At 74.9% G+C, this 6,875-nt stretch carries 8 protein-coding genes; 5 read left to right on the top strand and 3 right to left on the bottom strand.

Going from position 1 to position 6,875, the window contains the following annotated elements:
* Positions 1-132: 132 nt before the first annotated feature.
* Both ACOJTC_RS01720 and ACOJTC_RS01725 read right to left on the bottom strand, forming a co-directional pair.
* On the bottom strand, positions 133-489 hold the full coding sequence (locus ACOJTC_RS01720; protein ID WP_420115476.1) for an STAS domain-containing protein: 357 nt from the start codon (positions 487-489) through the stop codon (positions 133-135).
* A 79-nt stretch (positions 490-568) separates the two neighbouring features.
* The gene (locus ACOJTC_RS01725; RefSeq protein ID WP_420115480.1) at positions 569-916 is read right to left on the bottom strand and encodes an STAS domain-containing protein; all 348 of its coding nucleotides are present in this window, start codon (positions 914-916) and stop codon (positions 569-571) included.
* 251 nt (positions 917-1,167) lie between these two features.
* Here ACOJTC_RS01725 and ACOJTC_RS01730 point away from each other — a divergent pair, with 251 nt between their 5' ends.
* The 5 genes from ACOJTC_RS01730 (at position 1,168) to ACOJTC_RS01750 (ending at position 5,699) form a co-directional block, all read left to right on the top strand.
* Entirely contained in the window at positions 1,168-2,955 is a 1,788-nt protein-coding gene (locus ACOJTC_RS01730; RefSeq protein WP_420115477.1) for a SpoIIE family protein phosphatase, read from the top strand.
* Positions 2,952-3,998 (top strand): cobalamin B12-binding domain-containing protein, encoded by a 1,047-nt coding sequence (locus ACOJTC_RS01735; RefSeq protein WP_420115478.1) that lies wholly within the window; start codon positions 2,952-2,954, stop codon positions 3,996-3,998. Before ACOJTC_RS01730 ends, ACOJTC_RS01735 begins: the two co-directional genes overlap by 4 nt.
* An 85-nt stretch (positions 3,999-4,083) precedes the next feature.
* The gene (locus ACOJTC_RS01740) at positions 4,084-4,431 is read left to right on the top strand and encodes an STAS domain-containing protein (RefSeq protein WP_204924661.1); all 348 of its coding nucleotides are present in this window, start codon (positions 4,084-4,086) and stop codon (positions 4,429-4,431) included.
* A gap of 128 nt (positions 4,432-4,559) precedes the next feature.
* Positions 4,560-5,006 (top strand): response regulator, encoded by a 447-nt coding sequence (locus ACOJTC_RS01745; RefSeq protein WP_402898027.1) that lies wholly within the window; start codon positions 4,560-4,562, stop codon positions 5,004-5,006.
* A gap of 165 nt (positions 5,007-5,171) precedes the next feature.
* Positions 5,172-5,699 (top strand): ATPase, encoded by a 528-nt coding sequence (locus ACOJTC_RS01750; RefSeq protein ID WP_204924584.1) that lies wholly within the window; start codon positions 5,172-5,174, stop codon positions 5,697-5,699.
* A 66-nt stretch (positions 5,700-5,765) separates the two neighbouring features.
* Here ACOJTC_RS01750 and ACOJTC_RS01755 read toward each other — a convergent pair whose 3' ends face one another.
* Positions 5,766-6,596, bottom strand: coding sequence for a hypothetical protein (locus tag ACOJTC_RS01755; protein ID WP_420115479.1), 831 nt, complete (start codon positions 6,594-6,596; stop codon positions 5,766-5,768).
* Positions 6,597-6,875: the final 279 nt, after the last annotated feature.

The raw sequence follows: 6,875 nt of genomic DNA on the forward strand, positions 1-6,875 counted from the left end.
GGGCCGCGCCGGCAACCCGCCGTCGAGGCGCAGGAGATCGTCGTCAGCGCCTGACGGCGAGCCCCGCCCGGGCCTTCCTCCCGGCCCCCGGCCCCTGGTCCCAGGGGCGGGGGGCCTCCCCGGCCGGACGCCTCAGCCCACCTCGCGGACGTCGTCGGCGGCCCCGGCCGCCGGCTGTTGCTCCACCGCCAGCAGCTCGGCCAGGCCGGTGCGGTCGAGCAACTGCTGGAGCCGGGCGCTGACCCCGGTCAACCGGACCGGACCGGCGCCGCCCTGGCTGAGCACCACGAACGCGCTCAGCCCCGACGAGTCGCACAGACCGACCCCGCCCAGGTCGACGATCAGGGCGCGGTGGCCCTCCGCGCGGACCCCGGCCGCCGCCTCGATCAGCTCCGGGGCGGTGTCGAAGTCGAGGTCGCCGGTGAGCCGCAGCCGGGCGGTGCCGGCGTCGAGCCGGGTCACCTCGATGGTCAACAGCTGCGGGCGCATGTCCCCATGTTCCCAGCAACGGATGATCGGGAAACGTCGGGGTTCGGCCGACCCGGTGACCGGGTCCGGGCGGACGGGTTCAGGCGGACGCGGCCGGGCGTTGCGGTGCCGGGGCGGACCGCTGCGGCAACTGACGGGCCAGCAGGCCGGTGATCCCGGTCATGTCGAGGATGGTGGTCAGGAAACGGGGGACGGCCCGCAGCCGGACCAGCGTCCCGACCCGTTGCCCCTCCCGCCAGGCGTGCACGATGACCGACAGGCCGGTGCTGTCGATGAAGGTCAGCCCGGAGAAGTCGAAGACGACCACCGCTGGGCGCTCCACCAGCACCCGGTCGACCTCCACCCGCACCGGGCGGGAGGTGGCGTAGGCCAGCTCACCGCCGACCGACAGGACCGGCGCTCCGGGGTCGGAGCGGTCCACCGACATGGTCAACGGGGCGGTCTCGGTTTTCCTTCCAGGGGGCACCACAGCACGCCTTTCCGCAGGGCCGACGGTCGGGCCGGACTACGCCGGATCGTAACAACCCGACGGTGGGCCCGCAGGGGTGCGGAACCGCGCTCGGGCCGCCGTGCGGTGGCGGTACCCGCGTTCGGGCGTAGGCTGAGCGGAACAGATTGGAACATACGGCCTACATCCGGGATGTGCCGGATGGCGACAAGGGGAGTGGGGCTCAGCTGGTGAGTGCTGCCGACGTCAGGGGCTTCGACCCGGGCGACGGACGGATCTCCACGCCGAGTGCCGGTCGGGCTGCGGCGCGTTCCGTCGGCGCGCCCCCCGGCCTGCCGCCGTTGGCCCCCGACCGGGCCGGCCCCGATCCCGCCCGCCCCGACCCGGACCGGGTCGACCCGGCCTGGTCCGAGGTCCTCGAACACTTCCGGGAGGGCCTGGTCGTCTGTGACGCCGACGGGGTGGTCCGGCACGTCAGCCCGGTGGCCGAGCGGCTGCTGCCCGAGGTGTCGCCCGGCCGCCCGCTGGCCGCCGCCGGTCTCGCCGTACTGACCGGGGCCGCTGTCGAGCCCGACGGGTTCGGTCACCACGGCCGGCGACTGCGCATCCGCCGGGTGCCGCTGTCCGGTTCCCGGAGCTGTCTGTACGTCGAGGACGTCACCGACAGCGTCTCCCGGGCCGACGCGCTGCTCGCCGAGCGGGCCCGGTCGGCCTTCCTCGCCGTGGTCGGCGAGAAGCTGGGCAACCCGCTGCACCCGGACCGGGCCGCCGCCGCCGTGGTCCGGCTCACCGTGCCCACCCTGGCCGAGGTGGCGGTGCTGGTGCTCGCCCCCCGCTCCGGGCGGGCCCGGTGGTGGCGGGCGACCCGGGCCGACGACGAGTCACCCACGGTGGACAGCGGGGTGCTGCCCGCCGCCGCGCTGCCCCCGGCCATCGTCGAGGGCCTGTCCGGGGTGGAGCCTCACACGGTGGACTGGCTGGTCGACCAGGCGGTCGAGGCCGGCTGGCTACCGGGGCTCAGCGCCCGCGAGGTGACCGCCCGGGTGGTCCCGCTGCCCGGCCGGGACGCCCCGGCGGGTGTGCTGCTGGTGGCCCGGCGGACCCGCTGGTACGACGACGCCGACGTGGAGCTGGTCCGGGCCTTCGCCGCCCGGGCCGGCGCGGCGCTCACCACCGCGGTCCTCTACCGCAACCAGGCCGAGGTGGCCGACACCCTGCAGGCCAGCCTGGTGCCGGTGGAACCGGTTGAGGTGGCCGGGGTGCAGTGGGGCACGGCGTACCGGCCCTCCCAGGCGAGCCTGCGTATCGGCGGCGACTTCTACGGCGCGCACCGGCTGGCCGACGGCGGTGCGGTGTTCTTCCTCGGTGACGTCTCCGGCAAGGGGGTGGAGGCGGCGGTCTTCACCGGCCAGCTCCGCCAGTGCCTGCAGGCGCTCTACCGGGTCGAGTCGCGGCCCGGCCGGCTGCTGAAGCTGCTCAACGACGCCCTGCTGGAGACCACCCAGGCGCACGGGCAGGGCCGGTTCGCCACCATGGTGCTCGGGGTGGTGCGCCCGCACCGCGACGGTGGTCTGTCGCTGACCCTCGCCGGTGGCGGACACCTGCCGCCCTTGGTGCTGCGCGACGGCGGCGAGGTGGAGACGGTGCCGCTGAGCGGGATGCTGATCGGCGTGGTGCCCGACCCGCGCATCGGCGAGGTCACCGTCCGGTTGGCGGTCGGGGAGACCTGCCTGCTCTTCAGTGACGGGGTGACCGAGGCCCGGGGCGGCCGGCGCGGCGACGAGCAGTTCGGTCAGGACCGGCTGGTCCACGCCGTCACCGGCTGCCACCGGATGCCCGCCCCGGCGCTCGCCGAGCGGGTCGAGCAGGTCACCTGCGACTGGCTGGCCCACGGCGACCACGACGACATCGCGGTGCTCGCCCTGCGGGCCACCGGACCGGGTGGCCGCCCCCGGCGGCACCTGCACTCCGTGCCGGCCGTGCCGGGCCAGGCCGAGGAGAGGACGTCCCGACCGTGACCGCCCCGACCGTCCCGGCCGACCCGTACCGGGCCTTCGGCGACTTCCTCGCCTGCCTGGAGGAGGCCGACGAGTACGGCGCGGTCGACGTGGTCACCGGGCTACTCGACGCCGGCGTCCCGGCGGAACGGGTGCTGCTCGACCTGGTCGCCCCGGCGCAGACCGAGGTGGGCGAGCGGTGGGCCCGCAACGAGTGGAGCGTGGCGCAGGAGCACGCCGCGACGCACATCAGCGAACGGGCGGTGGCGGCGATCGCCGGGTACGCCGACCCACGGCCGACCCGGGGGCGGATCGTGGTGGCCTGCATGGACGGTGAGTGGCACGCCCTGCCACCCCGGCTGGTCGCCGAGGTGCTGCGGCTGCGCGGCTGGCAGGTGACGTTCCTGGGCGCCAGCGTGCCGGCCGCCCACCTGGTGTCGTACCTGCACCGGCACGACGCGCACGCGGTCGCGTTGGCCTGCGCCCTGCCGATGCGGTTGCCGCAGGCGCACCGGATGATCGAGGCGTGCCGGCGTTCGGACGTACCCGTGGTGGTCGGTGGCCGTGGGTTCGGCGTGGACGGCCGGTGGGCCCGGCGGCTCGGGGTCGCCTGGGCCCCGGACGCCCCGGGCGCGGCCGACCTGGTCGCCGACGAGCGGGCGCTGCGCCGGGTGCCCCCGGCGGACCTGTCCCACCTCGCCGACGACGAGTACGCCAGCCTGCTGAAGCGGCGCGGCGAGCTGATCGACTCGGCGGTGGCCGACCTGCGGACCCGGATGCCGTCGGTGGCGGATTACACCCCGGCGCAGTGGGACGCCACCACGAGCGACCTGGGATACACGGTGGACTTCCTGGCCGCCGCCGTCTACGTCGACGACGCGGAGCTGTTCACCGACTTCGTGACGTGGCTGGTGGCGATCCTGACCAGCCGGGGGGTGCCGGCCGGGTCGGTCGCCGCCACCCTGGGTCACTACGGGCGCGTCCTGCGTGACTTCCCCCGGGCGGCGCGGTTCCTGGCGCTCGGCGCGGCGGCGACCGTCGCGTCCGGCGGGGTGCGGCACTGACGCGCCGCGCGGGCCCCCGGGGGAGCGCTGCGTATACTTGCTGCACTGCAAGGGTCTACCTGTGGTGGGAGCGAGAGGGACGACGTTGACCTTCACCGTGACGCACGCCGAGCGGGACGATGGTGGCGTGTGTCTGCGGCTCGTCGGCGAGCTGGACCTCAGCTCGGCCGGGGCACTCAACACCGAGATCGACCGGCTCGCCGCGAACGGTGAGCGGCACCTGCTGCTCGACCTCACCGGGTTGACCTTCTGCGATTCCACAGGCATCGCGGCCTTCGTCCGGGGGGACAACCTCGCCGCCGCGCGGGGTGGCTGGCTGCGGCTGTACGGGGCGACCGGCCGGGTGGACCGGGTCCTCCAGATCACCGGCCTGGCCGACGTGCTGCGCTATCAGCCCGATACCGCCGACCCGCGGTCGCCGTCCGCCCGGTGATGGGCTAAATTTCCCCGCCAGCGGATGACCGCGCCGTTCCCGCTTCGCGGGTGACCGCGTTCGGTCAGGCCGCCAACGGGGTACCGAGACCGTCGTCCCCCGCTCGCCGACACAGACAGGTTGGACCCATGGACCGAGGCGCCACGAACCCCGTCCGCATCCTGGTGGTCGACGACGACCCGGGTGACGTGCTGATGATCGAGGAAGCCCTGGCGGACTCCGGCATCGCCAAGGTCATCGACGTGGTCGGTGACGGTCAGGAGGCGATGGAGTTCCTGCGGCGGGAGGGCCGGCACGTCGACGCCCGGCGCCCCGACGTGATCCTGCTCGACCTGAACATGCCGCGGATGGACGGCCGGCAGGTGCTCGGCGAGGTGAAGCAGGACGACGACCTGCGCACCATCCCGATCGTGGTGCTGACCACCTCCAACGCGGACACCGACATCGTGGGCAGCTACAGCCTCCAGGCCAACGCCTACGTCACCAAGCCGATCGACCTGGACGACTTCAACGACGTGGTGCGCCGGATCGACGAGTTCTTCGGTCGGGTCGTGGTGCTGCCCAAGCGTTCCTGACCGCCCGGGGCGTCCCGGCGCGTACCGACGCGTCGGGTCCGCCCCGGTCGTCGGCCCTGGGACCCCGCAATTGCTGAATAGTTTTCTCGAACCGCCCCGGGGGTCGTCGGCTACCGCGAGGATCGAGCTGGGACAGACGTACCAGCTTCCTGGGGGGCGACACGTATGAGGTTCTCCGTCGTTGAGTCCGGCTACGACCGGCGTCAGGTCGATTCCTGCCTGGACGAGCTCGGAGTCCGGTTGACCCGGCTCGCCGCGCGGGCGGAGGTGATCGCCGGCGCGGGGCGGGACTGGGACCAGATCCGCCAGGAGACCACCCTGCTCCTGGCGGTGGTCGACCGGCGGCGGGCCGACGCCGACCGGGGCGCGGCCCGGCCGGCGGCCCCGCGTACGGCAGGCGAGCTGCTGGCCCGGGCCCGCGCCGAGCTGGACGCCGCCCGGGAGGAGGCCCGGCAGTTGCGCGAGCGGGTGTACGCCGAGGCGGTGCAGGCCCGCCGCGAGTTCGAGGCGTCGCTGCACGAACGGCGGCACCGGGCGGCCCGGGTCGACCAGCTCCTGACCGGGCTGACCGTCGAGACCGTGCCGGTGGACACCCCGACCGCCGCCGCCGGGGGTGTCCCGGCCACCCGGGTCGCCACCGGCATTGACGAGGTGACTGTGGACCAGCCCGAGCCGGGCACCCGGGTCGCCTGACCGGGCACCCTGCCGGGCGCGACCCGGTCCCGCCGCCGCCCGCCCCGCGGTGCCGGCAGGGCGGGTTCAGAGCAGCGCGTCGACCACGGCGGAGGCCCGGTCCTCGTGCCGCGCGTACGCGCCGGGGTAGGCGGAGATCTGCACGGCCTGCGCGGCGGCGGTGATGCTGAGCTGCCGCCAGCCGGGGACCTCGGCCAGCGCGGAGTAGAACGCCCGCGCCGCGTAGGCGGGGCGCATCAGCTGGGCCACCGTGCCCCAACCGCTGCTCGGGCGCTGCTGGAACAGGCCCACCGAGTCGTGGTCCGAGCCGCTGCCCTGGTGCGGGTGGTCGTACGACTCGGGCAGCACGTCGCTGGCGAGGTTGTGCAGGTCGCTCTCCTGCATGGCGGTGGCGACGGCGACCACCAGGCCCCGGCGCGGCACCCCCAGGTCGACGCCGACCTCGACGATCACCTGGGCGTTGTCCATCTGCACCCGGGTGAGCCCGGCGACCGGGCGGGGCCGGGCCGGCTTCTTCGTCGGCTTCGGCGTGGCGCTGTGGGTGGCCGACGGTCGGGGGCTGGCCGGCAGGGGGCTGGCCGGCAGGACGGTCCGCTCCCGGGACCGGGAGGCGCGCTGTTCGTCGGTGGTCCGGTCGGCCAGCACCTCCTGCACCGGCCGGGGTTGCCGGTCGACCTGGTGCGTCCCGGCCAGCGCGACGAGCCCCAGGCAGCAGGTGACGCCACCGGCGAGGGCGATCCGGGCGGGGGTGGAGGCGAGCGCGGCACCGATGCCCCGTCGGGGTGGTTCCGGCGCGCGGTGCCGGCCGATCCTCCGTTCGTCCGAGGCTACCGGGGCCGAACGGGTGGCCGGGCGGTTCCGGGCCGGCTGCTGCGCGGCGGTCTCGTCGGGGTGCACCCGACGAGGTTAGAGAGGTTTCGGCCGGGAACCGGCGGTGGTATGGGTGGCCTACGCCACAATCGGCCCGAATCCGCCCTGATATTCCGTGTACCGGTCTTTAAAAGCCGTGAACCGTACACAGCGCCTTTGTCGGCTATACCGCTCCTGCGGTCATGAATCGGATGGCCGTCGGCGGTCCCGGGACGGCGGCCGCGACCCGACCGAACGGCGGGGGCGGCCCCCCCCCCCGGGCGGGGGGGCGGCCCCCCGGGGGGGGGGGCGGGGGGGGGGTGCGGG

The organism is Micromonospora sp. (assembly GCF_048594385.1).
In the GTDB taxonomy this organism is placed as follows: Bacteria; Actinomycetota; Actinomycetes; order Mycobacteriales; family Micromonosporaceae; genus Micromonospora; species Micromonospora wenchangensis.